Raw genomic sequence first — 24,014 nt, 5'->3', positions numbered from 1 at the left:
ACCGGAACCATGTACGACCAATCCTCCTTTGCCGAAGCCTTGCACAGTGCCGGACCATTCGATGGACTCGCCGAAAAACTGAAGCTCTATGGCCGCTTCGTCGGCGCCTGGACTTTTGACGCCACGCGCCATCTCGAGGATGGCACGGTGCTGACCGGGCGTGGCGAGGTGCATTTCGGCTGGGTGCTGGAAGGCCGAGCTCTCCAGGATGTGTGGATCCTGCCCGCCCGCGACGCCGGCCCCTCGCCGTCCCTCGGCAAATGGACGTTCTACGGCACGACATTGCGCCTCTACGACCCCGGACGCCTGGCACATCTTCTGGAGCGACCCGCGCAACCAGTACTACAGCCGCCAGGTCGGCCGCGCCCAGGGCGACACCATCGTGCAAGTGGGCACCGATGGCACCGGCTCGTCGGTGCGCTGGAGTTTTTCGCGGATCACCGAGAATTCCTTCCGCTGGCTCGGCGAGCGCTCGCACGACAATGGCGCGACATGGCGGTTGGAAGTCGAGTTCCTGGCGCGCCGAACAGCAGGAAAATGACGCCACAAGACATTGTAAGAATGGAGAAAAACATGTTCGACCATATTTCGATCGGCGTTCGCGATGCCGCCGTTTCCAAGCGCTTTTACGATGCTGCACTGAAGCCGCTGGGCTATAGCTGCCTCAGCCAGTCGCCGGGCTCGCTGGGTTACGGCGCGCAAGGCATCGTGCTGTGGGTCAACGAGGCCGCGCGGCCGGTGCCATCAGACGCAAATTCCGGCCTGCATTTCTGCTTCGCGGCACCGACACGGGCCAGCGTCGACGCTTTCCATGCCGACGCGTTGCGCGAAGGCGGCAGCGACAACGGTGCGCCGGGCCTGCGCGCCGACTATGGCGAAAACTATTACGCCGCCTTTGTCGTTGATCCGGACGGCTATCGTATCGAGGCCTATTGCGGCGCTGCCGGCTGAAGCAAGGTTGTCGAAGTCTTCGGTTTCGTCCCTCCGACAGTTCCCACCGACCGGGCTTTGCTCTACCAATATCATGGTGCGGGCACGGCCCGGCGGGAGGGGTCAGAGATGCCGAGCTTCGACAGCCTGTTCAACGCCTTCGTCACCATTCTCGTGACCATCGATCCGCCTGGCCTGGCGCCGCTGTTCCTCGCCGTGACACGCGGCATGAACCGCGAGGAGCGCCAGCAGGTTTCCGTCCGCGCCTCGATCATCGGTTTTCTGGTGATGGCGCTGTTTGCGGTTGCCGGCGCCTCGATCCTGTCGGTGTTCGGCATCACGCTGCCGGCCTTCCGCGTCGCCGGCGGTTTTCTCTTGTTCTTCATCGCCTTCGAAATGGTGTTCGAGCGCCGGCAGGACCGCAAGGAGAAGATCGGCGACGTCGCCATCACCAAGGACATGATCCACAACATCGCCGCCTTCCCGCTGGCGATCCCGCTGATCGCCGGCCCCGGCGCGATTTCGGCGACGGTGCTGCTCTCCGGCTCGTTTCAGGGTTTTGCCGCGCAGGCGGCGCTGGTCGGCATCATCTTCGTCTGCCTCGCCATCACCTATCTGGTGTTCGTGCTGTCGGAACGCATCGACCGCATCCTCGGCCAGACCGGGCGCTCGATACTGACCCGGCTGCTCGGCGTCATCCTGGCGGCACTTGCCGTGCAGTTCGTGGCGGACGGCATCAAGGCGCTGATGGCCGGCTGACACGCGGCGAACCGCCGCCGAAGCCGGCCCTACTTCGTCATCGTGTCGATGACCTCGAAATCGTGGGTGATCGTGGCGGTCTTGGCCAGCATCGCGGAGGCGGAACAGTATTTTTCGATCGAAAGGTCGATCGCCCGTTTGACCTTGTCGCTGGAGAGCGACCGGCCCTTGACGACGAAATGCATATGGATGCGGGTGAACACCCTGGGCTCGGTTTCGGCCCGGTCGGCGTCGAGCTCGACGACGCAATCCTCGATCGCCTCGCGTCCTTTTTCGAGGATATGCACCACGTCATAGGCCGAACAACCGCCAGTGCCGATCAGCAGCAGTTCCATCGGGCTCGGCCCCGGCGTCTTGCCTTCCGGTCCGAGCGCCGTTCCGAGCACCAGTTTGTGGCCGCTAGCGGACTCGCCGACGAAGGTGCGCTCCTCGACCCATTTTACGCGTGCTTTCACCTGATATTCCTTTCCACTTGAGGTCATCCGCCTCAAGGATCAAATAGGATCATGGCCCGGCTCGCGCGATGCCAAAGACGACATCGTGCATGACCCTGCCCGGCAACAGCGTGAAGATGCCGGCCCCGATCAACGCAAAGACATACAGCACAATCATCGACTTGCGATGCTTGGCGACGCGGTGATTGAGGGCGTGCCACACCGCCAGCGGCACGGTGACCAGCACCAGGATCGACAGGAGATGGATCGGACTGAAAGGGCCGATGAGGCGGATCTGATGAATCCAGAAACTCGAGACGGCGATGACCAGCATCAGCGCGGCCCAGACATAACCCGCGATGCGATGGCGCGGCGTTCCCTTCGGCAGGACCAGTTGCGTGGCTCCTAGCGCCAGGGCGGCGAAGGCCGCAAAGGTATGCCAGGGGACCGGAGAGGGCGCGGCAAGCAGCGGTTGCAGCGACATTGCCGCCTCTCCTGTCGTCAATTGTCCTCAGAACGGGATTTCGTCGTCCAGTTCGCGCGACGAACCACCGCCACCACCGCTCTTGGCACCGCCGCCGCCACGATTGAAGCCTTCGCTCGGGCTGGACTGGCCGAAATCGGACCCGCGGCTGCTGCCGCCACCGGCATAACCGCCGACCTGGCCGCCCTCGCCCTGTCCGCGCGCGTCGAGCATCTGCAGCTCGCCGCGGAATTTCTGCAGCACGACCTCCGTCGTGTACTTGTCGTTGCCGGTCTGGTCCTGCCATTTGCGCGTCTGCAACTGTCCCTCGACATAGACCTTCATGCCCTTCTTCAGATACTGCTCGGCCACCTTGGCGAGCTGGTCATTGAAGATGACGACGTTGTGCCACTCGGTCTTTTCCTTGCGCTCGCCGGAATTCTTGTCGCGCCAGCTTTCCGACGTCGCGATGCGGATGTTGACGACCGGCTCGCCCGAGTTCAGGCGACGGATTTCCGGGTCCGCACCGAGGTTGCCGACCAGAATGACCTTGTTGACGCTACCCGCCATGATATTTCTCCGCGCTCATTCGAAACAAATTTTTGTCGCAGCACCTTACAGGCTGCGGACGTCAGCCGCCTGCTAAGGCTGGCTTTTCCCACAAGGTTTTTGTTCCCTTTTCGTTCCTATATGCATTGCCACTTATTGTCAAGGAATGGCAGCAACATGCAAACCCAACATATGGGTTTCAAACCAGCGCTTGCCAAATCAATAAGTATCGACTTATGCTTTCGCCATGATCGAAGCAGAGATTTTCCGCGCCCTTGCCGACCCGACGCGCCGCGCCGCCTTCGAGCGTCTCGCCTCAGCTGAGATGAGCGTGTCGGAACTGCGCAGCGGCATGACGGTGTCGCAGCCGGCCGTCTCGCAGCATCTGGCGGTGTTGCGCGGCGCTGGCCTGGTGGTCGAGCGGCGGGCTGGCCGCAACGCCTATTACCGCGCCGATCCGCAAGGGCTTGCCCCCCTGCTCTCCTGGATCGAACGCTACCGGACTTTCTGGCCGGAGCGCATCGAAAGGCTGAAGGCGGTTTTGAAGGACATGGATCAATGAAGAGCATCGGATCAATGACAGACCAAGGCCACGCGGGCTCCGAGACCGCGCCTGACGTGATCGAATTTGAGTGCGACCTGCCGGAGCCGCCGGAAAAGGTGTGGCGGGCGCTGACCGTGCCGGAGCTGCTCGCTGCCTGGATGATGCCGAACGACATCAGGCCCGAGAGGGGCAGCCGTTTTGCCTTCGCCGGGCCGGATGCGGCGATCGAATGCGAAATTCTCGACGCCGAACCCGAACGGCTGCTGCGTTATTCCTGGCGCGAGCGGCCGCAGCCAGGCGATGCCGCGCGGCAGCATCCGCTCGACAGCCCACTGGACAGCATTGTGACCTTCACACTGGCCCGCACCGTTTCCGGCGGCACGCATCTGCGCATTGTTCATGACGGCTTTGCCCGAACGGCGATGCCCGCGGTCGCCATGGCAGGCGCCGGTTGCCGGCTTTCGCTCGACGCAAACAGGCCACGAAAGCCAATAGCCGCAAACATGCCATTACTCTTGTTGCGCGCTGCCTGAACGACGAAACGGACGGAGACAATCAATGAGCGGCCTTGCCAATCTGGTGCCGATGGTGATCGAGCAATCGAGCCGCGGCGAACGCGCCTTCGACATTTTCTCGCGGTTGCTGCGCGAACGCATCGTCTTCATCAACGGTGAAATCAACGACGACGTCTCGGCGCTGGTCTGTGCGCAGTTGCTGTCGCTGGAATCTGACAATCCCGACAAGGAGATTTCGCTCTACATCAACTCGCCCGGCGGCGTGGTGACCAGCGGCTTCGCCATCTACGACACCATGCAATATATCAGCTGCCCGGTGTCGACAGTGTGCATGGGCTTTGCCGCGTCGATGGCTTCGTTCCTGCTGATGGCAGGCACGGCCGGGCGTCGCATCTCGCTGCCGAACGCCACCATCCTGCTGCATCAGCCGCTAGGCGGATTCCAGGGCCAGGCCTCCGACATCCAGCGCCATGCCGAGCGCATCGGCCAGACAAAACGGCACATGACCGAACTCTACGCGCAGCATTGCGGCCGCACCTATGAGGAGGTCGAACGTACATTGGACCGCGACCACTTCATGACGGCCCGCGAGGCCCAGGCCTGGGGCCTTGTCGACCACGTTTTCGATACGCGAAAACAGGCGGCGTAAAGTCAGGGCCAGATCATAGTCCTGCGGCTGTCGAAGATTTGACGATGCCCGTCTGGTCCGGTCGGCGACGCGTCCCTATAATCAGGCGATGACCGACACGCATCCTTCCAGAACATTTCACCGCGTCATCGCCGTCGTCGTGGTCGCTCTTGCCGGCCTTATGAGCGGCACGGCACTTGCCGGCGACAGCTCACCGCCGGCGCAGAAAGGCACCCTACCCGGCGTGACCGGCGAGTATCGCATCGCCAAGCCGGCCCCCGGGCCCGATCCTGACGACGCATTCCCCAGCAACGGGAACGGCCAGTTCAAGATCGGCAATACGGATGTCAGGATTTCCGGCAGCATCACCGTTGATGTCGGCACCGGTGGGATCGGCCTGCCGCGTAATTGATATTGCCTGGCGGTGTACCGCGCCGCACACAAAAACGGCCCCGCCGTGCTTTGCGCGTACGGACGGGGCCTTTTTGGATCTCAAATCCAATTTTGCCGGGAGTGTACTGCCGGCGTTTGATTTCGGATGCAACGCGGCGTTCAGCCGACGATCCGACTAGCAGTCTCTGATTTTTACGGGATTACGGGATATGGCAGGTCACGGTTTGTCGGGTGGCGCAGACGCTAAACCCTGGCACTTATGCCTGCCTCGGCTCCAGTGACAACTGGAACCCTAGGGGACGATCCGGTGGCGTCATAGCTCCGCTCCTGTGTCCGTTTCGCGTTGTTGTCCCGAAGCACAAATCGCAAATGCCTGCGGCGTCTCGCAGGCCACCTCTGGGCGGCGAGGCCATCGAAAGACAGCCGGCTTCGTTGACTACCAGAGTCTGCTCCCCTGAGTCGGGGACGTCAACCATCAATAGCCGATTACCGAAAAACGTGATCATTGGGAGGTTACGTACAAGTCAGTTTCTGCACAGCTTTGTCAGGAGCGTGTTCGGCCTTTGTTCTTTCCGCTTGCCCGTTCACGTGAAAGACGGTTAAACGCTTTGTCGAGAATTGTGGCGTCTCTCGACGTGGCGGCAAAATTACCTACATAGGGGATGGCCGGGAAAACCCGCCATTCCAGGAAATTCCAGATTCTGAGGCGGCGACCGGCGATGGCCGACCATAAATATCTCTCCATTCGCGGGGCGCGCGAACACAATCTGAAGAATGTCGATCTCGACCTGCCGCGTGACAGCCTGATCGTCATGACCGGCCTGTCCGGGTCCGGCAAATCGTCGCTTGCCTTCGACACCATCTACGCCGAGGGCCAGCGCCGCTATGTCGAAAGCCTGTCGGCCTATGCGCGGCAATTCCTCGAAATGATGCAGAAGCCGGACGTCGACCAGATCGATGGCCTGTCGCCGGCCATCTCGATCGAGCAGAAGACCACCTCGAAGAACCCGCGCTCGACGGTCGGCACCGTCACCGAGATCTACGACTACATGCGGCTTCTGTTCGCGCGCGTCGGCATCCCCTATTCGCCGGCCACCGGCCTGCCGATCGAAAGCCAGACGGTCAGCCAGATGGTCGATCGTGTGCTGGCGGTCGAGGAAGGCACCCGTCTGTTCATCCTGGCGCCGATGGTGCGCGGCCGCAAAGGCGAGTACCGCAAGGAATTGCTGGAGCTGCAGAAGAAGGGCTTCCAGCGCGTCAAGGTCGACGGCGTCTTCTATGAAATCGCCGACGTGCCGGCGCTGGACAAGAAGTACAAGCATGACCTCGACGTCGTCGTCGACCGCATCGTCGTGCGCGGCGATCTCGCAACCCGGCTTGCCGACTCCATCGAGACCGCGCTGAAGCTCGCCGATGGGCTGGCGGTGGCCGAATTCGCCGACAAACCGCTCGACGCCAGCCAGACCGGCGAGGATTCCGTCAACAAGTCGAAGAACGAGACGCATGAGCGCATCCTGTTCTCGGAGAAATTCGCCTGTCCGGTCTCCGGCTTCACCATTCCGGAAATCGAACCCAGGCTGTTCTCGTTCAACAACCCGTTCGGCGCCTGCCCGACCTGCGACGGTCTCGGCAGCCAGCGCGCCATCGACCCCAATCTCGTCGTGCCGGACGAGAACGTCTCGCTGCGCGACGGCGCCGTCAGTCCGTGGGCGAAATCGACCTCGCCCTATTACGCGCAGACGCTGGAAGCACTCGGCAAGGCCTACAATTTCAAGCTCGGCGACAAGTTCAGGGATTTGAGCGCGGACGCCCAGGAGGCCATCCTGCGCGGCACCGGCGAGCGCGAAATCACCTTCCAGTATGATGACGGCCTGCGCTCCTACAAGACGACCAAGACGTTCGAAGGCGTCATCCCCAATCTCGAGCGCCGCTGGAAGGAGACCGAATCCGCCTGGATGCGCGAGGAGATCGAGCGCTTCATGTCGGCAACGCCTTGCCCGGTCTGCAAGGGCTATCGGCTGAAGCCCGAGTCGCTGGCGGTCAAGATTGCCGGCAAGCACATTGGCGAAGTCACCGAACAGTCGATCCGCAACGCCGACAAGTGGTTTACCGACCTTCCCGCGTCGCTCAACGACAAGCAGAACGAGATCGCCGTGCGCGTCTTGAAGGAGATCCGCGAGCGGCTGCGCTTCCTCAACGATGTCGGGCTCGACTACCTGACGCTGTCGCGCAATTCCGGCACGCTGTCGGGCGGCGAGAGCCAGCGCATTCGCCTGGCCTCGCAGATCGGCTCCGGCCTCACCGGCGTGCTCTATGTTCTGGACGAGCCGTCGATCGGCCTGCATCAGCGCGACAATGCCCGCCTGCTCGACACGCTGAAGCACCTGCGCGACATCGGCAACACGGTGATCGTCGTCGAACATGACGAAGACGCCATCCTGCATGCCGACTATGTCGTCGACATGGGTCCGGCCGCCGGCATCCATGGCGGCGAGATCATCGCCCAGGGCACGCCGCAGCAGGTGATGGCCAATCCCAATTCGATCACCGGCAAATATCTGTCGGGCGCGCTCGATGTGGCGACGCCGGGCGTGCGGCGCGAGGCGAAGAAGAACCGGCGGCTGAAGATCGTCGGCGCGCGCGGCAACAATCTGAAGAACGTCACCGCCGAAATCCCGCTCGGCACCTTCACCGCCGTCACCGGCGTGTCGGGCGGCGGCAAGTCGACCTTCCTGATCGAGACGCTGTTCAAGGCGGCGTCGCGCCGCATCATGGGCTCGCGCGAGCATCCGGCCGACCACGACCGCATCGAGGGCCTCGAATTCCTCGACAAGGTCATCGACATCGACCAGTCACCGATCGGCAGGACCCCGCGCTCGAATCCGGCCACCTACACCGGCGCGTTCACGCCGATCCGCGACTGGTTCGCCGGCCTGCCCGAGGCCAAGGCGCGCGGCTACCAACCCGGCCGTTTCTCCTTCAACGTCAAGGGCGGCCGCTGCGAGGCCTGCCAGGGCGACGGCGTCATCAAGATCGAGATGCATTTCCTGCCCGACGTCTACGTCACCTGCGACGTCTGCCACGGCAAGCGCTACAACCGCGAGACGCTCGATGTCCTGTTCAAGGGCAAGTCGATCGCCGACGTGCTCGACATGACGGTCGAGGAAGGTGTCGACTTCTTCGCTGCCGTGCCCGGCGTGCGCGACAAGCTCGACACGCTGAAGCAGGTCGGCCTCGGCTACATCCATATCGGCCAGCAGGCGACGACGCTGTCGGGCGGCGAGGCGCAGCGCATCAAGCTCGCCAAGGAACTTTCGCGCAAGGCGACCGGCAAGACGCTCTACATCCTCGACGAGCCGACCACTGGCCTGCACTTCCACGATGTCGCCAAGCTCCTGGAAGTGCTGCACGAACTGGTCGACCAGGGCAACACGGTGGTGGTCATCGAGCACAATCTCGAAGTGATCAAGACCGCCGACTGGGTGCTCGACCTCGGCCCCGAAGGTGGCGACGGTGGCGGCGAACTGGTCGCCTCCGGCACACCGGAAGCGATCGTGTGCGAAAAGCGCAGCTACACCGGCCAGTTCCTCAAGGAACTGCTGGAGCGGCGCCCCGGAGGCAAGCGCGAAGCGGCGGAGTGATGGTCGGACCGGCTGGCGCCTGGAGAGCCTTTGAATGACAATCCGAAGCGCGCTCGCCGGTGACCTCGAAACTGTCGTCGCGCTGACGCAAGCGACCTATGCCCCCTACACCGCGCTGTTCGGCGCGCCGCCGATCCCTGTTACCGAGGACTACGAGCCACGCATCGCGCGTGGCGAGGTCTGGCTCTTGGAGCGTGACGGCGACCTTGCCGGACTGCTCACTTTGGAACGCCACCCCGATCACGCGATGATCTTCTCCGTCGCTGTCGCACCCGAATTTCAGGGCAAGGGCCTCGGCATCGCCCTGCTTAAACACGCCGACGAACAGACGCGCCTGTGGGACTTGCCCGAGGTGCGGCTCTACACCAACGCCAGGATGGAGCGGAACATCGCGCTCTACCTGGCCTATGGTTTCCACGAAACGGGTCGCCGGCCCAATCCATACCGGCCGGGATGGGTCCTCGTCGACATGACCAAAGCCGTCGATGAGATCACGACGGCCTGATTTTTCTGAACTCGGGAGGATGACATGAGCAAATCGGGAACAATCCGCTCCGGCATGGGCGGCTGGACATTTGAACCCTGGGATACGTCCTTCTATCCCGAAAAGCTCCCCAAGGCCAAGCAGCTGCAATACGCCAGCCGGCAGGTGCCGAGCATCGAGGTCAACGGCACCTATTATTCGAGCTTCAAGGAGCCGACCTTCGTCAAATGGGCTGATGAAGCGCCAGACGGTTTCGTCTATGCGCTGAAGGGCAACCGTTTCGTCACCAATCGCCGTGTGCTCGGCGAGGCCGGGGAATCGATGATGCGCTTCCTCGGCTCGGGCGTCACCGCACTCGGTGAAAAGCTCGGGCCGATCCTGTGGCAGTTCGCGCCGACGAAAAAGTTCGATCCGGACGATTTCGAAGCCTTCCTCAAGCTGCTCCCGGAAAAGCAGGACGGCGTTGCGCTGCGCCACGCGGTCGAGATTCGCAACGACAGTTTCATCGTGCCGGAATTCGCGACGCTCGCGCGGAAGTACAAGGTCGCGATCGTCTATGCCGACCACGCGAAGTATCCTGACATCGCCGACGTCACCAGCGATTTCATCTATGCGCGCCTGCAGACCGGCAGCGACGACAACCCCGACTGCTACACGCCCAAAGGCCTCGACGAATGGGCGGCGCGCGCCAGGACCTGGGCAGAAGGCAAGCAGCCGGCCGACTTGCGGCGCGCCGATCCCGCCACCGAAGCACCGGTGCAGCCGCGCGACGTGTTCGTCTACTTCATCACCGAGGGCAAGGTGCGCGCGCCGTTCGGAGCGATGGCGCTGATGCAGCGGGTGGCCGACTAAGAACATCGGCATAACTTTCACGCCAAGCGCCTCTCCTATGCGTTTTTGGCACAGCAAGGCGTCCAATCGTGGCAATTTCGCCACCGTCGTAACCTTATCGATACCTCCTTGCTGCATGAATCCAGCCTGGCCAGGATCGCCGCCGGCAAGGAACGAGGGGCATGTCGCTCGACTACACTTCACTTCTGCTGGCTGTTGGTTTTTTCCGCCACCTGCCTGAGCCTGACACTGTTTGGCACGTGGCTCACCGCTCGCTCGGAGAAATTCCTGCTGACATGGGCGATCAGCCTGCTGTTGGTGGTCGGCGACATTTTTGCCTATGACGCCTATATCGACATGCCCGGGCGCCTGCTTGGCATCGCGACCCTTGCCCTGCTCCTGCTTGGTTTTTCGGCTATGCTGGGCGCGGCCTACCAGTTCAGAACCGGTGGCTCACCGATCCGCAGAACGGTGTTTGGCAGCATTTCGCTGGCCGTTGCGCTGCCTGTCATGGCTCTCGGCTATGACGGTCTCGGCTTCATGTTCGAGAACCTGTTTGCCGCCTTGCTTCTGTTCGCAACGGCCTTCGAATACTGGAAGGGCCGCAACGAAGCCCCGGCGCTGACGACCGGCATCACCGCACTCTATTCGGCCACGGCCACGTCCTTCGCTTTCTGCGCCATGGTTCTCGCCTGGGACGGAAAGCTGATCCTTGGCCATGCGCCAAGCAACTGGGCCGAGGAGTTGAGCCTCATAATCGTCATCGCCAGCATGACCGGCATCGGTGCGCTGTCACTGGCGCTCAATCAGGGGCGTCTGGCCAGGCATCATCGCCACAACGCGCTGACCGATCCCTTGACGGGTCTGCTCAACCGCCGTGCCCTGTTCGACCTGCATGGCAATGCCCCGGTCGGCGCCTTCACCTCTGTGGTTGTGTTCGACCTCGACGGCTTCAAGGCCATCAATGACGAATTCGGCCATGCTGCGGGCGACGAGGTGCTGAGGGTGTTCGCCAGGGAGCTCGCCGGCAATCTTCGCCCGGCCGACGTCGCCGCGCGCATGGGCGGCGAGGAATTCGCACTGGTGCTGAAGCGGACCTTGCCCGAAACGGTGGAGGCCACCGCCGAGTCGATACGGGCGGCCTTCGCCGCGCGCCGCATCGAAACCGAGACAGGTCCCTTGACATGCACGGTCAGTGCCGGATTTGCTTTCGGCACCAAGGAGGGCCTCAGCTTCGACAAGGTGCTCAGCGCCGCCGACAAGGCGCTCTACGCCGCCAAGCGTGGCGGCCGCAACCGCGTCACCGCCTCGGCATTCCGGCGCGCGAGTTAGAAATGGACACCTGTACCGAAGCGCACCCTCCGACCAACTCAACGGCGCGCTGAAAAGGCCTTCATACCCCTCTTGATGGCCTTGCGAGCTTCTGCAGCACTTTGCCAGCCCTTGAACTTGATGGTCTTTCCGGTCCCGAGCACCGAGGAGACAAAAAACTGCTCGATTTCGCGCCGCAGGTCGTCTGGAACGTAATCCGCTGCAACAGGTTCATCGGGTGCATCCTCTCTATGTGGACAGAAGACATAACGGTCGTTGCGCAGGGCCTCGCCGCCTGCGTCCTTCTGCTTGACTCGCAGGGCGCCTAACAGGTTGCATTTGATCACAACGCCCGGAGCCGTTGCTGCCTGATGAATCACAAGTCCGTCAAGAGGGTCACCGTCGTCACCCAATGTTGAAGGAATGAAGCCCCAGTCATAGGGATATATCATTCCAACCGGCAAAGGACGGACATAGGCGAACACCTGCGTTCCCGGCTCGAAGGCCAGTTTCGCCGTCGCGCCGCGAGGCGTTTCGATCACCACTCTGGTGAGACCCTTCGTGGTTGTCGGCAGCTTCAGATAGTTGGGCATCCAGATGCCTCGCTTTCGGTCATGTCGAGGCGATTTCGGATGTCTCGCCGTCATTCGCGTTGCGCAGTGGCAAGCGATGGAACCTCGTACCGCGAAGAATGTTCCGCCTTTCAGGAGGTCGGACATGACAAAAGCTTCTCTACACCTTCTGAAGGGCGGCGGGTATTTGATCTCAACCGCCAGCGTAGTCCTACTCGCCATTGTCAGTTGGTCGAGCGCTTCAGAAAGCCCAGTGCTTACCGCCTGCCTGGTAGGCGGCGCAGCATTATCCATCATCGGAATGTTCTGCCGCTGGCTGACATACCAACTTGATAGGAGCCGGCAGGACAGCTAGACGGAAGGCATCTCGGTAGGCTGGAACCGCAGGTAACTGAAGTCGGCGCACAAGGAGGACGGATTGCGGATGTCCGATTTTCGGTCAAGCAAACCTGTTGCGAAACGGCTTCTATGCCGCCATGACGATTTCGTTGAACGCATCGAGATCGACATAGAAGACCTTGGTGATTTCCTCGATCAGTTCGTCACGATCGTACCCTTGGGACCTCAATATATTGATGGCGGTGATGATGTCGACGCGCTCGGTTAGCCGGCGCTTCTGGTAGTCCTCGACGTAACGTTCCATGGCTGTCCCTTAGCCTGTGTGCCCAAACGGGTTGAACGACAAACAGATCGCAGGAGGGAAGCTAGGAATGCTTGCTTGCGTGGAACTTGCCCGGCCTTCGCCGCGCCCCTCGATCTGCGATAATCCAGACTGATACGGAAGCGGCCGACTCACAAAAGCCAACAAAAGACTAGCACGTGGTATTGAGTGTGCCAGAGTTGTGTAGAGATCTTTTGAAGAAAAGATTGGGCGCGGCGGCGCAGGCCTCGTGACTTCGCCGTCCTTGAGCGTAGCGAACGTGAAGCGGAGCGAAGATTCAAGGCGTTATTTCGGAGCGTTGCCACCCGTGCAGAATCTAGGATTGATGGGCACCGGATAGAACTTCTCTTCTGCACCGATGCACTCTTCAACCATAGCACCGGAACACATACCGGATCCTGGGGTCTGCGCCGCGTCGCTTCGCTCCAGGATGACGACAAGACGGATCTACACCGTCAGGAATTTGCGCACATCCGCCCTGTCGAGATCTTCAGCCGGGCCGGTATGGACGATCAGGCCTCGGTCCATGATGTTGACCTCGTCGGCAAGCTCGCGGCAGAAATCGAGATATTGTTCGACCAAAAGCACGGCGATGCCGGCCTGGTCGCGCAGATAGCGGATGGCGCGGCCGATATCCTTGATGATCGATGGCTGGATGCCTTCCGTCGGCTCGTCGAGCACCAGGAGTTTTGGCCGCATCACCAGCGCCCTGCCGATGGCGAGCTGCTGCTGCTGGCCGCCGGAAAGGTCACCGCCACGGCGGCCGAGCATCTGTTTGAGCACCGGAAACAACTCGAAGACGTGGGCGGGCACGTTGCGGTCGGCGCGTTTCAGCGGCGCGAAGCCTGATTCCAGGTTTTCCCGCACGGTGAGCAGCGGAAAGACCTCCCTGCCCTGCGGTACGAATGCGATGCCCGACCGGGCGCGGTCATACGCCGCGCTCCGGTCGAGCGCCTTCCCCTCGAAGGCAACGCTTCCGCTCGTCAGCCGGTGGTGGCCGACGATCGATCTCATCAAACTGGTCTTGCCGACGCCATTGCGGCCGAGCACGCAAGTGATCTTGCCGGCACCGGCCTTCAGCGACACGCCGCGCAGCACCTGGGCAGCGCCGTAATGGAGCGTGGCATCGGAAACTTCGAGCATCTCAGCGCCTTCTCCAGCACCTGAGGAAGGACAAATCGAAGCGATGGAATTGAACCCGCCAGACCATGCTCATCTCCCCAGATAGACTTCGACGACGCGCTCGTCGGCCGACACGAAATCGAGCGTGCCTTCGGACAGCACCGAGCCCTCGTGCAGGCAGGTGACCTTGACGCCGAGTTCGCGCACGAAATGCATGTCGTGCTCGACGACGATGACCGAATGGTCGCGCGCGATGTCCTTGAGCAGTCGTGCGGTTTCCTCGGTCTCGGCATCGGTCATGCCGGCGACCGGCTCGTCGACCAGCAGCAGCTTCGGGTCCTGCGCCAAAAGCATGCCGATCTCCAGCCACTGCTTTTGTCCGTGGCTCAAATTTGCCGCCAGTTGGTCGCGTTTGTCGCCAAGCCGGATGATGCCGAGGATGTCGTCGATCTGCCGCGCTTCGGCGGCCGAGCGGCGGTGGAACAGCGCCGGGAAGATCGAGCGTGGCCCCTTCAGCGCCAGCATCAGATTTTCCTCGATCGTGTGGCACTCGAAGACCGTCGGCTTCTGGAATTTGCGGCCGATGCCCATCATGGCAATCTCGGCTTCATCATGCTTGGTCAGGTCGACCTGGCCGTCGAAGAACACCTCGCCCTCGTCGGGCCGCGTCTTGCCGGTGACGATGTCCATCATCGTCGTCTTGCCGGCGCCGTTGGGGCCGATGATGGCGCGCATCTCGCCCTTGTCGAGCACCAGCGACAGATTGTTGATGGCGCGAAAGCCGTCGAAGGAAACCGAGACGCCGTCTAGATAGAGGATGGTGTTCGACTTGCTCATGGTCGCTCACTCCGCCGGCTGCGGTTCGGGGCTGGACGAGGACCAGTCGCCCGGCCTTGTCGCCGCGCTGCGAACGATCTTCGGAGGCGGCGGCGCCTCAGGATCGGCTCCGGCTTCCTCGGCGATCGAGGCTGCCCGCAACGCCCTGGCGTTGCCGCGCCAGGAATCCCACATGCCGACGATGCCTTTGGGCAGCAAAAGCGTGACGGCGACAAACAGGCCGCCGAGCGCGAACAGCCAGAATTCCGGCAGCACGCCGGTGAACCAGGACTTGCCGGCATTGACCAGCAGCGCGCCGATAATCGGCCCGACAATGGTGCCGCGCCCGCCGACGGCCGCCCAGATCACCACCTCGATCGAATTGGACGGTTCGAATTCGCCGGGATTGATGATGCCGACCTGCGGCACATAGAGCGCGCCGGCAATGCCGGCCATGACCGCCGAGACAGTGAAGGCGAACAGCTTCACATTCTCCGCCCGCCAGCCGAGGAAGCGGGTGCGGCTCTCGGCGTCGCGCACCGCCATCAGGAGCTTGCCGTATTTGGAACCGACGATGGCCCAGGTGACGAAGACGGCGAGCGCCAGCGTCACCGCGCTGGCCGCGAACAATGCCGAGCGTGTCGCGTCGGCCTGCACGTTGAAGCCGAGAATATCCTTGAAATCGGTCAGGCCGTTGTTGCCGCCGAAACCCATGTCGTTGCGGAAGAAGGCGAGCAGCAGCGCATAGGTCATCGCCTGGGTGATGATCGAGAGATAGACGCCGGTGACGCGGCTGCGGAAGGCGAACCAGCCGAAGACGAAGGCGAGCAGGCCGGGCACCGCCAGCACCATGAGGCCGGCGAACCAGAAATGGTCGAAACCGGTCCAGAACCAGGGCAATTCCTTGTAGTTCAGGAACACCATGAAGTCCGGCAGGATGGGGTTGCCATAGACACCGCGCGAGCCGATCTGGCGCATCAGATACATGCCCATCGCATAGCCGCCGAGCGCGAAGAACGCGCCGTGGCCGAGCGAAAGGATGCCGCAATACCCCCAGACAAGGTCGAGCGCGAGCGCCAGCAGCGCATAGCAGAGGTACTTGCCGGTCAGCGCGACGATATAGGGCGGTACGTAGAAGGCGCTGGCCGGCGACACAGCCAGGCTAAGCAGCGGCACGATGATGGCGACAGCCAGCAGGATAAGAATCGTGATGGCGATGCGGCGATCCGCGCCCGCGGCGAAGAAGCGACCGGTGATCATGCTTCCACCGCCCTGCCCTTGAGCGCGAACAGGCCGCGCGGGCGCTTCTGGATGAACAGGATGATCAGGACCAGCACGACGATCTTGCCGAGCACGGCGCCGGCATAGGGTTCGAGGACCTTGTTGACGATGCCGAGCGAGAAGGCGCCGACCAGCGTACCCCACAGATTGCCGACGCCGCCGAAGACCACGACCATGAAGCTGTCGATGATGTAGCCGCGGCCGAGATTGGGCGAGACATTGTCGATCTGGCTGAGCGCGACACCGGCGATACCTGCAATACCGGAACCCAACGCGAAGGTCAGCGCGTCGACCCACGGCGTCCTGATGCCCATCGAGGCCGCCATCCGCCGGTTGGCGGTGACGGCGCGCATCTGCAGTCCCCAGGGCGTGCGCTTCATCACATAGAGCAGCACGGCGAAGACGGTGAGCGCGAAAACCAGGATCCAGAGGCGGTTCCAGGTGATTGCAAGCTGGCCGACATTGAACGAGCCCGACATCCAGGAGGGATTGCCGACTTCCTGGTTGGTTGGCCCGAAGATCGAGCGCACGGCCTGCTGCAGGATCAGCGAAACGCCCCATGTCGCCAGGAGTGTCTCCAGCGGCCGCCCATAGAGGAAGCGGATGACGCCGCGCTCGATGGCAAGACCGACAAGCGCCGCGACGAGAAAGGCAAGCGGCAGCGCGATGACGAGCGACCAGTCGAACAGGCCGGGGAAGGATGTGCGGATCACCTGCTGGACGACAAAGGTCGTGTAGGCGCCGAGCATGACCATCTCGCCATGCGCCATGTTGATGACGCCCATGACGCCGAAGGTGATGGCCAGCCCGATCGCCGCCAGCAGCAGCACCGATCCCAGCGAAATGCCGTACCAGATGTTCTGGCCGGCATCCCAGAATGCCAACGTCGAATTGATGTTGGCAATTGCGGCCGTTGCCGCGTCCTTGACCGCGTCCGAGGTATCAGCTTCGACCGATGTGAGCAGCGAAACCGCATCGCGGTCGCCACGCGCACCGATCAGCGCGATGGCCGCCAGCTTGTCGGCATCCGGCCGATCCGAGACAAGAACCGAAGCGGCGCGGGCCTGTTCGAGCAGGGCCTTGACGCTGGCCACGGTCTCACTGGCGATCGCCGTATCGAGCGGTTCGATGTTGGCGGCATCGGGTGTCTTGAACATGGTGTCGGCGGCAGCGATGCGCACGGCCGGATCCCTGGCGCCGAGCGTCAGCGTTCCCAGCGCGTCGCGGATGGCGCGGCGCAGCGTGTTGTTGACCTTGATCTTGGTGATGTCGTCCTTGGCCGCTTCGCCGGATGCTTGGCCGCTCAATGGATCGAAAAGCTGGACGCTTTCGCCCGCTTCCTTGCCGACGAAGACGAGCGAATCGGCCTTGCGGATATACAGGTTGCCGTCGGCGAGTGCCGCAAGCGGCCGTTCGACAGCCGGTTCACCTGTAGCCGCCAGTTCGTGAACGACAGCCCCCGTCTCGGAAAAGCCCTTGGCCGTCGCGAATTTGGCGATGATGCCGCGCAGGTCGGCTTCGCCAGCACCCGACGACGACAGCGTCGCCAGCAGGAACAACAGCGTCAGGCCCGCGCGGATCAAGGTCATCGGCTTCTGTTAACCCCTTGAAGATTTGGATGGGCGTCCGGACGGTGGAGGAAACCGTCCGGACGCGCGCGGTCTAGGTCATGGACCTACGGTCCAGACCGGGGAGGATCAGTTCGTGCCCTTGCCGCCGCATTTGCCGGTGGCGACATTGAAGTTGCCGCAGGACAGAGGCGCACGCCAATCGGAGATCAGGTCCTTGGAGTCAGGCAGGTAGTCGGACCATTCGTCGCCCATCACCAGGCCCGGCGTGCGCGAAACCGTTTCGAACTGGCCGTCGGCCTGGATTTCGCCGATCAGCACCGGCTTGGTGATATGGTGGTTCGGCATCATCGTCGAATAGCCACCGGTCAGGTTGGGCACCGAAACGCCGACCATGGCGTCGATGACCTTGTCCGGGTCGGTGGTGCCGGCCTTCTCGACCGCCTTCACCCACATGTTGAAGCCGATGTAATGGGCTTCCATCGGGTCGTTGGTGGTGCGCTTGTCGTTCTTGATGAACTTGTGCCAGTCGGCGATGAACTTCTTGTTCTCGGGCGTGTCGACGCTTTCAAAGTAGTTCCAGGCGGCGAGATGGCCGACCAGCGGCGCGGTGTCGAGACCGGCGAGCTCTTCCTCACCGACCGAGAACGCCATGACCGGAATGTCCTCGGCCTTGATGCCCTGGTTGCCGAGTTCCTTGTAGAACGGCACGTTGGCGTCGCCATTGACCGTCGACACGACGGCGGTCTTCTTGCCGGCCGAACCGAATTTCTTGATTGCGGAAACTTCGGTCTGCCAGTCGGAGAAGCCAAACGGCGTGTAGTTGACCATGATGTCCTCCGCCGCGACGCCCTTGGCCTTCAGATAGGCCTCGAGGATTTTGTTGGTGGTGCGCGGATAGACGTAGTCGGTACCTTCGAGCACCCAGCGCTTCACCGAACCGCCGTCTTCGCTCATCAGATAGTCGACGGCCGGAATGGCCTGCTGGTTCGGCGCGGCACCCGTGTAGAACACGTTGCGCTCGCTTTCCTCGCCCTCATACTGGACCGGGTAGAACAGGATGTTGTCCAGTTCGCTGAACACCGGCAGCACCGATTTGCGCGACACCGAGGTCCAGCAGCCGAACACCGCGGCGACCTTGTCCTTGGAGATCAGCTCGCGTGCTTTTTCCGCGAATAGCGGCCAGTTGGAGGCCGGATCGACGACCACGGCTTCAAGCTTCTTGCCGAGCAGGCCGCCCTTGGCGTTCTGCTCGTCGATGAGCATCAGCATGGCGTCCTTCAGCGTCGTCTCCGAGATCGCCATGGTCCCCGATAGCGAATGGAGAATGCCGACCTTGATCGTGTCGTCAGCCGCCCTCGCCGGAGCGGACATCAACAGGCCGGCAGCAACCACGCTCGCCGAAAACATTTTTGTTATTGTCGAGAAATTACCCCTCATGCCTAACACTCCCAGGCTGGTTGATTGCACCGCACCAATGCAATGCAACCCCCATGCCAATCGCCGGGATGACGCTGCACAGGAGGAAATAGCTCAATATTATCAGTCGTTTATTATATTAGCTTTACGAAAACAGGCGAAGCTGGTTAAAAATTGATTGAGGGAAATTTACGCAACACACAAGGCTATTGCCTAATTTTCGCCCAAATTGGCGAAGTGCCTAGTTTTTGACCTTTGGCGGCAGCTCGCAGGCGACAAATGTTGCGGCACGGCGCAAAAATAGGGCAAGGTCGCCCCCAAACGAGCGACGTCATGGTATCCGGCATTTTACGCATTATTATTATCGGCATATGGCTTCTGGCGGCAGCAACCGGCACCGCGCGGGCCGACTTCAGCGACGGCAAGATGCCCGATGGCGTCTATCATTGCGAAGTGTACCTGCTTGGCCTGTTCCTCGACCTCGGCGACATCACCATCAAGGGGAACGTCTACAACGGCCCAGTCTACGCCGGCCTCGGCACCTTCGGGACCGCCCAGCAGGGCTACAATTATCAGATGGATGCCAATGGCGTGATCTCCTGGCTGGGGCCGCTGGGGGGCTATACCGCCGGCGGCAACTCGCTGTCGCTGACCCAGGCGACGCTGGACGGCCAGAGCCCGCCTTCCTTCGACATCATCATGAAGCAGGCCGACGGCGCCTTCACCGCCTCGACCTGCACCCGGGCAAGCGGTCAGTAGGCCATCTCCAGGACGGCCGCCGCTTCGGCTGCCCTGCAAGCCTCATGTCATCTGGATGTTGCCGAAGCTGGATAGGCAGCGGTGCGCCATCACCATCCACCCGAGAGGCAGACACAATGGCTAACTCCCCGTCTTCATCCTCCCCCGTCATTCGCGATGTCATTGCCGAGCGCGTCTCGCGAAGGGCTCTGCTGAAAGGCGGCCTCGCTTCAGGCACGCTGATCGCCGGCGGCAGCTTTGTCGGCTCGTTGTTTGCCGGCGAAACACACGCCGCGACAGCCCTTTCCACGCTCGGCTTTCCCGAGTTGAAGCGCGTCTACGACAAGACCCACGCCGCCGCCGAGGGCTATGAGACCACGATCGTCGCGCGCTGGGGCGACCCGCTTGTGGCCGGCCTGCCGGATTTCGACGGCAACAAGCTCGCCGCCGACGAGCAGGAGAAGCGTTTCGGCTACAATTGCGACTACATCGCCTTCCTACCGCTGCCGAAAGGCACGGTGAATTCCGACCACGGCCTGCTCTGCGTCAACAACGAATACATCTCGCCCAGCGTCATGTTTCCCGGCATGACCGAGGACGACGCCGGCAAGACGATGAGCAAGGAACAGGTCGATCTCGGCATGGCCGCCATGGGTCACTCGATCGTCGAAGTGCTGTTGAAGGACGGCAAGTGGAGCATAGTCGAGGACAGCCCGCTCAATCGCCGCATCACCGCGAACACCGAAATGAAGGTTTCCGGCCCCGTCGCGGGCCGCGCGCTGATGCAGACGTCGGCCGACGCGACCGGCACGAAGGTGCTCGGTACCAGCTACAATTGCAGCGGCGGCTTCACCCCGTGGGGCACCGTGCTGACCTGCGAGGAAGGCGTTTCCGACCTGTTCGGCGGCGACCCGAAGAAGGCGCCGACGGCAGATATCCTCGACCGCTATGGCTTTGACGGTTCCGATATCTATGGCCGCGGCCGCTTCCACGACCGCTTCAATCTCGACAAGGAGCCGAACGAGGCCAACCGCTTCGACTGGGTGGTCGAGATCGACCCCTATGATCCCCGGTCCAAGCCGGTGAAGCGCACGGCACTTGGCCGCATGTCGCATGAGGCCTCCACGGTGGTCCTCAACAAGGACGGCCGTGTCGTCGTCTATATGGGCGACGACGACTATTTCGAATACATGTACCGCTTCGTCTCGAACAAGGCCTACGATCCGGCAAAACCGGCTTCCGGCAACGACCTGCTGGACGACGGCGTGCTTTCGGTCGCGCGTTACGACGCCGATGGCTCCATGACATGGCTGCCTCTGGTTCACGGCCAGGGCAAGCTTATGGCTGAAAACGGCTTTGCCGATCAGGCGGAAGTGCTGCTGAAGACAAGGCTCGCCGCCGATGCCTTGGGTGCAACGCCGATGGACCGGCCGGAGGACATCGAGACCAATCCGGTGACCGGCCGCGTCTATGCGGTGATGACCAAGAACAAGAAGCGCGACCAGTCGAAGGTCAACCCGGCCAACACGCGTCCGGAAAACCTCTGGGGCCACATCGTCGAACTGATCCCGCCAGGCGGCCGCGGTGCCGACGCCGACCACACGGCCGACAAATATGGCTGGGATCTGTTCGTGCTCTGCGGCAACCCCAAGGATGCCGCCGTCGGTGCGACCTTCCATCCCGACACATCGGACAATGGCTGGTTCGTCTGCCCCGACAACATCACCTTCGATCCCACCGGCCGGCTCTGGGTGGCGACCGACGGCGCCAATGATTTCGACCTGCCGGACGGCGTCTATGGCGTCGACACCGAAGGCCCGGCGCGCGGCCTGCCAAAACTGCTGTTCACCTGCCCGCATGGCGCCGAAGCGACCGGCCCGTGCTTCACCCCCGACGGCACGACCTTGTTCCTGTCGGTGCAGCACCCGGCCGAGGACGCCGAGACGCTCGACAAGGTGCAGACGCCGTGGCCCGACTTCAAGGACGGTCAGTTGCCGCGCCCATCGGTGGTCGCCATCCGCCGCAAGGACGGGCAGCCGGTCGGCGCCTGATCAGTCTGGTCCCATAAAAAGAAAAAGGCGGAACGCGCGTTACGCGTTCCGCATGGCGGTCCGGGAGGACGCTGAGGTTTGGCACGGCCCCGATCAGGGGGCGATGTCTTGCCGGCTCAGATGGTCTTGGCCGACATCTGCGCGGCGATGTAGTCGGCCTGGCGGATGGCCAGCGACACGATCGTCAGGGTCGGGTTTTCCGCGGCCCCTGTCGTGAACTGGCTGCCGTCCGACACGAACAGGTTCTTAATGTCGTGTGTCTGGCCGTGTTTGTTGACGACGCCGTCGGCCGCCTTCTCGCTCATCCGGTTGGTGCCGAGATTGTGGGTCGACGGATAGGGCGGCGTCGGGAAGGTGCGTGTGGCGCCGACTGCCGCGTAAAGTGCGGCGGCCTGCTTGTAGGCATGGTTGCGCATCGCGGTGTCGTTCGGATGATCGTCGAAATGCACGTCGGCGATCGGCATGCCGTGCTCGTCCTTCATGTCGGCATGCAGCGTGATGCGGTTCTCCGCGCGCGGCATGTCCTCGCCGACGATCCACAGGCCGGCCATGTGGTCGTAGTGGTCGAGCGCCGTGGTGAAGGAGCGGCCCCAGGCGCCCGGATCGAGGAAGGCGGCCATGAACGGCAGGCCGAGCGACAGCGTCTCGAACTCGTAGCCACCGACGAAACCACGCGACGGATCATGGCGCGCCTCGTCGCGGATGATGCCGGCCATGGTGGTGCCGCGATACATGTGCACCGGCTTGTCGAAGATGGCATAGACCGAGCCGGTGGTGTGGCGCATGTAGTTCTTGCCCACCTGCCCCGACGAGTTGGCGAGACCATCGGGGAATTTTCCCGACGCCGAATTGAGCAGCAGCCGCGGGCTTTCGATCGAATTGCCGGCGACAGCGACGATACGGGCCTTCTGCTCCTGCAGCTTGCCGTCCTTGTCGGCGTAGACGACGCCGGTCACCTTGCCCGAGGCGTCATGATTGATCTTGATCGCCATGGCGTTCGGCCTGACCTCGAGATGACCTGTCGCCTCGCCCTTGGGGATCTCGGTGTAGAGCGTCGACCATTTGGCGCCCCATTTGCAGCCCTGGAAGCAGAAGCCGGTTTGCTGGCAGGACAAGCGGTCATCGCGCTCGACCGAGTTGATCGCCATGTTGCCGGTGTGGCATTCCTTGTAGCCGAGCTTGTCGGCGCCAGCCTTCAACACCTTGAAATTGTTGTTGCCCGGCAGTCTCGGCCAGTCGTTGGTGCCGGTGACGCCCATCTTGGCTTCGGCCTTGGCATAGTAGGGCTCCATCTCGGCCAGCGTGATCGGCCAGTCGAGCAGGTTGGCGCCCTCCAGCTTGCCGTAGGTCGACAGCGTCTTGAACTCATGGTCCTGGAAGCGCAGCGACGCTCCTGCCCAGTGGGTCGTCGACCCGCCGACCGATTTGACGATCCAGGCCGGCAGGTTCGGAAAATCCTTGGCCACGCGCCAGTCGCCGGAGGTGGTCCGCTTGTCCTTCCAGGCAAGCTGGGTGAACGAATCCCACTCGTCGTTGACAAAATCCTCATATTCGTGACGCGCGCCGGCTTCCAGGATGACGACCTCGATACCCTTCTGGGCAAGTTCGTTGCCGAGCGTGCCGCCGCCGGCGCCCGAGCCGATGATGACGACCACGCCGTCGTTGTTCAGATCAAATGCTGCTGCCACGGTTTCCTCCCATGATTTTCTGATTGCGGGTTCAGGGACGTTGGGGCTCAGAGCCACTCGATGTCGTTGAAACCGCGCGCGATGTAGCCGCCCTTGGAAAAGGACTCACCCTCGTAGCCGAAGATCGGCCAGACCTCTTTCTGGTTGTACAGGCTGACGACGAGGCCGCCCTGGATGGCCTGGAAGAACGGCGTCGCTTCGATCTGCTTCAGCACAGCGACGCGCTGGTCCTCCCAGCCAAGGCCACGGTAGCCGCCATCGCCTGACTTCTTGTCGAGGTCGGCGATGCCGTCTTCGATCATCGCCTTGTAGGCGGCGTCCTTGCCGGCCTGCTCGTCATGGCCCTTGACGGCAATGGCGTAATATTTGTCGGGAACCTGATCATGCGGATAGATGTCGCGCGCCATCTGGATCAGCGTCGCCATGGTTTCGGGCTTGAGCGCCGATGTCTCGAGCCCCCAGGCATGTTCGGGGCTGATGACCGCGCTGCCGGAAATGACCAGCAACGCGCCAATGCCACCGCGTTTGAGAAGCTCACGACGTGAAAGTCCCGGCTTCCCATCATAGATCGTGACCATTTTCTTGTTCCTCCCTGCTTGCTGTTCGCGCCCCAAGG

The 24,014-nt window shown here is 62.4% G+C and carries 23 protein-coding genes and 2 pseudogenes; 13 read left to right on the top strand and 12 right to left on the bottom strand.

What is annotated here, in order from left to right; translation table 11 throughout:
* Window positions 1-9 precede the first annotated feature (9 nt).
* The 3 genes and pseudogenes from ACFSQT_RS24165 (at window position 10) to ACFSQT_RS24155 (ending at window position 1,689) form a co-directional block, all read left to right on the top strand.
* Window positions 10-541 (top strand): annotated as a pseudogene (locus ACFSQT_RS24165) (hypothetical protein).
* 32 nt (window positions 542-573) lie between these two features.
* Window positions 574-951 carry a VOC family protein gene (locus tag ACFSQT_RS24160; protein ID WP_379022852.1) on the top strand — a complete coding sequence of 126 codons (378 nt, stop codon included), beginning with the start codon at window positions 574-576 and terminating at the stop codon, window positions 949-951.
* Window positions 952-1,059: 108 nt separating this feature from the next.
* The gene (locus ACFSQT_RS24155) at window positions 1,060-1,689 is read left to right on the top strand and encodes a MarC family protein (RefSeq protein WP_023670949.1); all 630 of its coding nucleotides are present in this window, start codon (window positions 1,060-1,062) and stop codon (window positions 1,687-1,689) included.
* 29 nt (window positions 1,690-1,718) lie between these two features.
* On the opposite strand, the gene ACFSQT_RS24150 is transcribed toward ACFSQT_RS24155, so the two are convergent.
* From ACFSQT_RS24150 to ACFSQT_RS24140, 3 genes are read right to left on the bottom strand one after another with little or no spacing between them, the layout of a single operon-like run.
* Window positions 1,719-2,144 (bottom strand): OsmC family protein, encoded by a 426-nt coding sequence (locus ACFSQT_RS24150; protein WP_379022850.1) that lies wholly within the window; start codon window positions 2,142-2,144, stop codon window positions 1,719-1,721.
* A gap of 49 nt (window positions 2,145-2,193) precedes the next feature.
* On the bottom strand, window positions 2,194-2,607 hold the full coding sequence (locus tag ACFSQT_RS24145) for a DUF2306 domain-containing protein (protein ID WP_379022848.1): 414 nt from the start codon (window positions 2,605-2,607) through the stop codon (window positions 2,194-2,196).
* 27 nt (window positions 2,608-2,634) lie between these two features.
* Window positions 2,635-3,156: a single-stranded DNA-binding protein gene (locus ACFSQT_RS24140; protein ID WP_379022846.1), complete on the bottom strand. Its 522-nt coding sequence runs from the start codon at window positions 3,154-3,156 to the stop codon at window positions 2,635-2,637.
* A gap of 226 nt (window positions 3,157-3,382) precedes the next feature.
* On the opposite strand from ACFSQT_RS24140, the gene ACFSQT_RS24135 reads away from it, so the two are divergent.
* The 8 genes and pseudogenes from ACFSQT_RS24135 (at window position 3,383) to ACFSQT_RS24100 (ending at window position 11,503) form a co-directional block, all read left to right on the top strand.
* Window positions 3,383-3,697 (top strand): ArsR/SmtB family transcription factor, encoded by a 315-nt coding sequence (locus ACFSQT_RS24135; RefSeq protein WP_379022844.1) that lies wholly within the window; start codon window positions 3,383-3,385, stop codon window positions 3,695-3,697.
* 14 nt (window positions 3,698-3,711) lie between these two features.
* Window positions 3,712-4,212: an SRPBCC family protein gene (locus ACFSQT_RS24130; protein ID WP_379022842.1), complete on the top strand. Its 501-nt coding sequence runs from the start codon at window positions 3,712-3,714 to the stop codon at window positions 4,210-4,212.
* A 25-nt stretch (window positions 4,213-4,237) separates the two neighbouring features.
* Complete coding sequence (locus ACFSQT_RS24125; RefSeq protein ID WP_379022840.1) at window positions 4,238-4,843, top strand: ATP-dependent Clp protease proteolytic subunit; 606 nt, start codon at window positions 4,238-4,240, stop codon at window positions 4,841-4,843.
* 88 nt (window positions 4,844-4,931) lie between these two features.
* Entirely contained in the window at window positions 4,932-5,234 is a 303-nt protein-coding gene (locus ACFSQT_RS24120) for a hypothetical protein (RefSeq protein WP_379022838.1), read from the top strand.
* A gap of 700 nt (window positions 5,235-5,934) precedes the next feature.
* Window positions 5,935-8,856, top strand: coding sequence for an excinuclease ABC subunit UvrA (uvrA, locus tag ACFSQT_RS24115; protein WP_379022836.1), 2,922 nt, complete (start codon window positions 5,935-5,937; stop codon window positions 8,854-8,856).
* Between the two features lie 34 nt (window positions 8,857-8,890).
* Window positions 8,891-9,361 (top strand): GNAT family N-acetyltransferase, encoded by a 471-nt coding sequence (locus ACFSQT_RS24110; RefSeq protein WP_379022834.1) that lies wholly within the window; start codon window positions 8,891-8,893, stop codon window positions 9,359-9,361.
* A gap of 24 nt (window positions 9,362-9,385) precedes the next feature.
* Window positions 9,386-10,192 (top strand): DUF72 domain-containing protein, encoded by an 807-nt coding sequence (locus tag ACFSQT_RS24105; protein WP_379022832.1) that lies wholly within the window; start codon window positions 9,386-9,388, stop codon window positions 10,190-10,192.
* A gap of 161 nt (window positions 10,193-10,353) precedes the next feature.
* A pseudogene (locus tag ACFSQT_RS24100) lies at window positions 10,354-11,503 on the top strand (GGDEF domain-containing protein).
* A 38-nt stretch (window positions 11,504-11,541) separates the two neighbouring features.
* Here ACFSQT_RS24100 and ACFSQT_RS24095 read toward each other — a convergent pair.
* The 7 genes from ACFSQT_RS24095 to urtA form a co-directional block, all read right to left on the bottom strand.
* Window positions 11,542-12,075, bottom strand: a complete 534-nt coding sequence (locus ACFSQT_RS24095; protein WP_379022830.1) for an inorganic diphosphatase — start codon at window positions 12,073-12,075, stop codon at window positions 11,542-11,544.
* Window positions 12,076-12,520: 445 nt separating this feature from the next.
* The gene (locus tag ACFSQT_RS24090; protein ID WP_111546440.1) at window positions 12,521-12,697 is read right to left on the bottom strand and encodes a hypothetical protein; all 177 of its coding nucleotides are present in this window, start codon (window positions 12,695-12,697) and stop codon (window positions 12,521-12,523) included.
* A gap of 465 nt (window positions 12,698-13,162) precedes the next feature.
* Window positions 13,163-13,858, bottom strand: a complete 696-nt coding sequence (gene urtE, locus ACFSQT_RS24085; protein WP_379022828.1) for an urea ABC transporter ATP-binding subunit UrtE — start codon at window positions 13,856-13,858, stop codon at window positions 13,163-13,165.
* Between the two features lie 69 nt (window positions 13,859-13,927).
* Window positions 13,928-14,674 (bottom strand): urea ABC transporter ATP-binding protein UrtD, encoded by a 747-nt coding sequence (urtD, locus tag ACFSQT_RS24080; protein ID WP_379022826.1) that lies wholly within the window; start codon window positions 14,672-14,674, stop codon window positions 13,928-13,930.
* A gap of 6 nt (window positions 14,675-14,680) precedes the next feature.
* Complete coding sequence (gene urtC / locus ACFSQT_RS24075) at window positions 14,681-15,913, bottom strand: urea ABC transporter permease subunit UrtC (protein WP_379022824.1); 1,233 nt, start codon at window positions 15,911-15,913, stop codon at window positions 14,681-14,683.
* The gene (gene urtB / locus ACFSQT_RS24070) at window positions 15,910-17,523 is read right to left on the bottom strand and encodes an urea ABC transporter permease subunit UrtB (protein WP_379022822.1); all 1,614 of its coding nucleotides are present in this window, start codon (window positions 17,521-17,523) and stop codon (window positions 15,910-15,912) included. The genes urtC and urtB overlap by 4 nt, the downstream gene beginning before the upstream one ends.
* 108 nt (window positions 17,524-17,631) lie before the next feature.
* Window positions 17,632-18,942, bottom strand: a complete 1,311-nt coding sequence (urtA, locus tag ACFSQT_RS24065) for an urea ABC transporter substrate-binding protein (RefSeq protein WP_379022820.1) — start codon at window positions 18,940-18,942, stop codon at window positions 17,632-17,634.
* A gap of 312 nt (window positions 18,943-19,254) precedes the next feature.
* Between urtA and ACFSQT_RS24060 the strand changes: the two genes are divergently transcribed.
* Complete coding sequence (locus tag ACFSQT_RS24060) at window positions 19,255-19,680, top strand: hypothetical protein (RefSeq protein WP_379022818.1); 426 nt, start codon at window positions 19,255-19,257, stop codon at window positions 19,678-19,680.
* Window positions 19,681-19,796: 116 nt separating this feature from the next.
* The gene (locus ACFSQT_RS24055) at window positions 19,797-21,710 is read left to right on the top strand and encodes a PhoX family protein (RefSeq protein WP_379022816.1); all 1,914 of its coding nucleotides are present in this window, start codon (window positions 19,797-19,799) and stop codon (window positions 21,708-21,710) included.
* 116 nt (window positions 21,711-21,826) lie between these two features.
* Here ACFSQT_RS24055 and ACFSQT_RS24050 read toward each other — a convergent pair whose 3' ends face one another.
* Entirely contained in the window at window positions 21,827-23,398 is a 1,572-nt protein-coding gene (locus tag ACFSQT_RS24050) for a GMC family oxidoreductase (RefSeq protein WP_379022814.1), read from the bottom strand.
* Window positions 23,399-23,445: 47 nt separating this feature from the next.
* Entirely contained in the window at window positions 23,446-23,976 is a 531-nt protein-coding gene (locus tag ACFSQT_RS24045) for a gluconate 2-dehydrogenase subunit 3 family protein (protein WP_379022812.1), read from the bottom strand.
* Between the last annotated feature and the right edge of the window lie 38 nt (window positions 23,977-24,014).

Source organism: Mesorhizobium calcicola (assembly GCF_042682105.1).
Lineage (GTDB): Bacteria > Pseudomonadota > Alphaproteobacteria > Rhizobiales > Rhizobiaceae > Mesorhizobium > Mesorhizobium calcicola.
The sequence above is the reverse complement of the archived record's forward strand: the minus strand, read 5'-3'. Positions and strand labels throughout refer to the sequence as shown.

Bases quoted from the DNA above. Each gene is read 5' to 3' on its own strand.
- ACFSQT_RS24160 (WP_379022852.1), top strand. From the start codon at position 574: ATGTTCGACCATATTTCGATCGGCGTTCGCGATGCCGCCGTTTCCAAG.
- ACFSQT_RS24155 (WP_023670949.1), top strand. From the start codon at position 1,060: ATGCCGAGCTTCGACAGCCTGTTCAACGCCTTCGTCACCATTCTCGTG.
- ACFSQT_RS24145 (WP_379022848.1), bottom strand. From the start codon at position 2,607: ATGTCGCTGCAACCGCTGCTTGCCGCGCCCTCTCCGGTCCCCTGGCAT.
- ACFSQT_RS24140 (WP_379022846.1), bottom strand. From the start codon at position 3,156: ATGGCGGGTAGCGTCAACAAGGTCATTCTGGTCGGCAACCTCGGTGCG.
- ACFSQT_RS24135 (WP_379022844.1), top strand. From the start codon at position 3,383: ATGATCGAAGCAGAGATTTTCCGCGCCCTTGCCGACCCGACGCGCCGC.
- ACFSQT_RS24130 (WP_379022842.1), top strand. From the start codon at position 3,712: ATGACAGACCAAGGCCACGCGGGCTCCGAGACCGCGCCTGACGTGATC.
- ACFSQT_RS24125 (WP_379022840.1), top strand. From the start codon at position 4,238: ATGAGCGGCCTTGCCAATCTGGTGCCGATGGTGATCGAGCAATCGAGC.
- ACFSQT_RS24120 (WP_379022838.1), top strand. From the start codon at position 4,932: ATGACCGACACGCATCCTTCCAGAACATTTCACCGCGTCATCGCCGTC.
- uvrA (WP_379022836.1), top strand. From the start codon at position 5,935: ATGGCCGACCATAAATATCTCTCCATTCGCGGGGCGCGCGAACACAAT.
- ACFSQT_RS24110 (WP_379022834.1), top strand. From the start codon at position 8,891: ATGACAATCCGAAGCGCGCTCGCCGGTGACCTCGAAACTGTCGTCGCG.
- ACFSQT_RS24105 (WP_379022832.1), top strand. From the start codon at position 9,386: ATGAGCAAATCGGGAACAATCCGCTCCGGCATGGGCGGCTGGACATTT.
- ACFSQT_RS24095 (WP_379022830.1), bottom strand. From the start codon at position 12,075: ATGCCCAACTATCTGAAGCTGCCGACAACCACGAAGGGTCTCACCAGA.
- ACFSQT_RS24090 (WP_111546440.1), bottom strand. From the start codon at position 12,697: ATGGAACGTTACGTCGAGGACTACCAGAAGCGCCGGCTAACCGAGCGC.
- urtE (WP_379022828.1), bottom strand. From the start codon at position 13,858: ATGCTCGAAGTTTCCGATGCCACGCTCCATTACGGCGCTGCCCAGGTG.
- urtD (WP_379022826.1), bottom strand. From the start codon at position 14,674: ATGAGCAAGTCGAACACCATCCTCTATCTAGACGGCGTCTCGGTTTCC.
- urtC (WP_379022824.1), bottom strand. From the start codon at position 15,913: ATGATCACCGGTCGCTTCTTCGCCGCGGGCGCGGATCGCCGCATCGCC.
- urtB (WP_379022822.1), bottom strand. From the start codon at position 17,523: ATGACCTTGATCCGCGCGGGCCTGACGCTGTTGTTCCTGCTGGCGACG.
- urtA (WP_379022820.1), bottom strand. From the start codon at position 18,942: ATGAGGGGTAATTTCTCGACAATAACAAAAATGTTTTCGGCGAGCGTG.
- ACFSQT_RS24060 (WP_379022818.1), top strand. From the start codon at position 19,255: ATGGTATCCGGCATTTTACGCATTATTATTATCGGCATATGGCTTCTG.
- ACFSQT_RS24055 (WP_379022816.1), top strand. From the start codon at position 19,797: ATGGCTAACTCCCCGTCTTCATCCTCCCCCGTCATTCGCGATGTCATT.
- ACFSQT_RS24045 (WP_379022812.1), bottom strand. From the start codon at position 23,976: ATGGTCACGATCTATGATGGGAAGCCGGGACTTTCACGTCGTGAGCTT.